2 protein-coding genes and 1 pseudogene are annotated in these 2,722 nt (G+C 66.2%); 2 read left to right on the top strand and 1 reads right to left on the bottom strand.

Annotation, left to right across the window (positions count from 1 at the left end; all coding sequences use genetic code 11):
• Positions 1–48: 48 nt before the first annotated feature.
• Positions 49–1,470, bottom strand: a complete 1,422-nt coding sequence (mgtE, locus tag AC1D00_RS35345) for a magnesium transporter (protein ID WP_135177295.1) — start codon at positions 1,468–1,470, stop codon at positions 49–51.
• 83 nt (positions 1,471–1,553) lie between these two features.
• Here mgtE and AC1D00_RS35340 point away from each other — a divergent pair, with 83 nt between their 5' ends.
• Together AC1D00_RS35340 and AC1D00_RS35335 are read left to right on the top strand one after the other, a co-directional pair.
• Complete coding sequence (locus tag AC1D00_RS35340) at positions 1,554–2,360, top strand: polysaccharide deacetylase family protein (RefSeq protein ID WP_477013855.1); 807 nt, start codon at positions 1,554–1,556, stop codon at positions 2,358–2,360.
• 179 nt (positions 2,361–2,539) lie between these two features.
• Positions 2,540–2,722 (top strand): annotated as a pseudogene (locus AC1D00_RS35335) (polysaccharide deacetylase family protein); the annotation flags it as partial.

The following is a 2,722-nucleotide window of genomic DNA, read 5'->3' as shown; positions in this document are numbered from 1 at the left end:
ACCCGGATTACGCTTACGCTCCATCCGGGCTACGAACGCGACCGCCCCCTACCTCAACCCGAACCACAAGGTCGCAATCCCGAGGAAGGAGAAGAACCCGACCACATCGGTCACCGTCGTCACGAACGTCCCCGACGCCACCGCCGGATCGGCCCGGACACGTTCGAGCGCCATCGGGATCAGGATGCCGCCGAGCGCGCCGGCGACGAGGTTGCAGATGATCGCAAGCCCGATGACGATGCCGAGGCCCGGGATCTTGAACCAGGCCACCGCGGCGATGCCCGTGATCACGGCGAAGGCGAGCCCGTTGACGAGGCCGACCAGGCCTTCGCGCATCACCACGCGCCAGGCATTGGAGGAGCCGAGCTCGCGGGTCGCGAGCGCGCGCACCGCGACCGTCATGGTCTGGGTCGCGGCGTTGCCGCCCTGGCTCGCCACGATCGGCGCGAGCACCGCGAGCGCGACCATTTTCTCCAGCTGGCCCTCGAACAGGCCGAGCACGGAGGACGCCAGGAAGGCGGTGGCGAGGTTGACCAGCAGCCAGTTGAACCGGGCGCGCGCAATGGTGAACACGGTGTCGGAGAGTTCTTCGTCGCTGGTGACGCCGCCGAGCGCCTTGAGGTCCTCGGCCGCCTCTTCCTCGATGACGTCGACGACGTCGTCCACGGTGATGACACCGACCAGGCGGTCCTGGGTGTCGAGCACGGGCGCTGCGACGAGGTTGTACTTGCCGAACATCCGCGCCACCTCCTCCTGGTCCTCCAGGACGGAGACGCGGCGGCGATCCTCGTCGGTCAGCTCCGCAAGCGCCACCGGACGGCGGGCGCGAAGCAGGACGTCGAGCGAGACCGCGCCCTGCCAGTGCTGGTCCTTGTCGACGACATAGATCTCGTAGAAGCGGTCGGGCAGATCCGGCGTCTCGCGCATGTAGTCGATCGCCTGCCCCACGGTGAAATCCTGGGGCACGGCGATGAACTCGGTCTGCATCCGGCGGCCGGCGGAATTTTCCGGATACAGCAGGCTGCGCTCGAGCGCGACGCGCTCGCGCAAGGGCAGCTTCTCGAGGATCTCCTCCTGCTCGTCCTCGTCGAGCGTCTCCAGGAGCTCGACCGCGTCGTCGGATTCGAGTTCGCGGACACCTTCCGCGACCGTCTCCGGCGGCAGCTCATCGAGGATCTCCTCGCGGACGCTCTCGTCGACTTCGTTCAGCGCCGAAAAGTCGAAGTCGCGGCCCGTGAGCTCGACCAGGCGGACGCGGTCGTCGGGCTCCAATGCGCCGATCAGGTCGCCGAGATCGGCCTCGTGCAGCTCGGCAACGCAGGCGCGCAGCGCCGCACTGTCGCCGGCCTCGATCGCACGGGCAATCTCCTCGACGAATTCGTGACGAATTTCGCCGTCTTCATTGCGCATCGGCACGTGGTCGAGTACCGAGGCCTCGGCGGATGGGGCACCGTCCATATGTTCGTCCATGGCGCGCCTCGCCGTTTGACAGGTTGGAACGAGTGGTATGAGCTGATGGTTCAGGCAATACCCACAAGGCAACTCCGAGCGCAATGGCAAAGATGCTTCGACTGAGCTGGACATCGATGTCGGCGGGCGCGGTGCTCGCGGCCCTCGCCGGCGTCGCCTCGACTGAGGCCGCCGAGTGCCCGCGCAAGGATGCGCTCGGCACCTCGCGCATTCTGAGCGTCGACGCCAGGACCACGCCGCGCGTGGGCTTGAAGAGCTTTCCGCAGACGCTGCCGCTTGCCGATCGCGAGGTCGTGCTGACCTTCGACGACGGCCCGCATCCGCCGACGACGTCGAAGGTGCTGGCGGCGCTGGCGCAGGAATGCGCGCGCGCGACCTTCTTCCTGATCGGCCAACACGCCTCCGAACACCCTGACATGGTCAAGCGCATCGCGCGCGAGGGCCACACCGTCGGCCACCACACCTGGTCGCACCCGTTCATGGCGCGGATCCCGTTCGACAAGGCCACGGCCGAGATCGACCGCGGCATCGCCGCCGACGAGATGGCGCTGCACGGGACCTCGACCACGACGCCCTCGACGCCGTTCTTCCGCTTCCCCTATTTCGAGGCGACGCAAGCCGAACTCGACCTGCTCCAGTCGCGCGGCATCGTCGTGTTCGGGGCCGATCTCTGGGCCAGCGACTGGGAGGAGATAACGCCGGAGCAGGAACTGAAGCTGGTCACCGAGCGCCTCGCCGCCGCCGGCAAGGGTATCATCCTCTTCCACGATCCCAAGGCGCGCACGGCTGCGATCATGCCGGCCTTCCTGCGGTATCTGAAGGAGAACGGCTATCGGGTGGTTCACATCGTCCCGGCGGGCGCAACGCAGAAGAATGCCGACACGCGCTGATGCCGGAATGTCACGCCAGTGCAAAATGGGGTGATTTGGGCCCTATTAACAGTCTGTTCATGATACGCCATGCAAGTATTGAGGCGGGCGCGTCATGGGAAAAGTTCTGGTGCCTGAACCGTTTCCTGATGTCTCCGACCTACTATGGCGGCAATCGCGTATGAGGGCAGACGGGATTCATGATCGGAAGTAGCGTTGTTGTTCGAACGCGATYTTGGATCGTCCTCTGTTTGGGCTTGCTGACCGTTGGCACACCGGCGGCCTTTGCAGCCGACTGCCCCGGCCACCCGGATGCGCTCGGGACCTCCCGCACCCTCGTGGTCGATCCGCACGAGCATCCGCGCATCGGCACGATGCAGTAC

Source organism: Bradyrhizobium sp. P2_E8 (genome assembly GCF_056403875.1).
This window is presented reverse-complemented; position numbering and strand designations above follow the sequence as displayed.

Excerpts from the sequence above, each read along its gene's own strand:
- AC1D00_RS35340 (WP_477013855.1), top strand. The coding sequence starts at position 1,554 with ATGGCAAAGATGCTTCGACTGAGCTGGACATCGATGTCGGCGGGCGCG.
- mgtE (WP_135177295.1), bottom strand. The coding sequence starts at position 1,470 with ATGGACGAACATATGGACGGTGCCCCATCCGCCGAGGCCTCGGTACTC.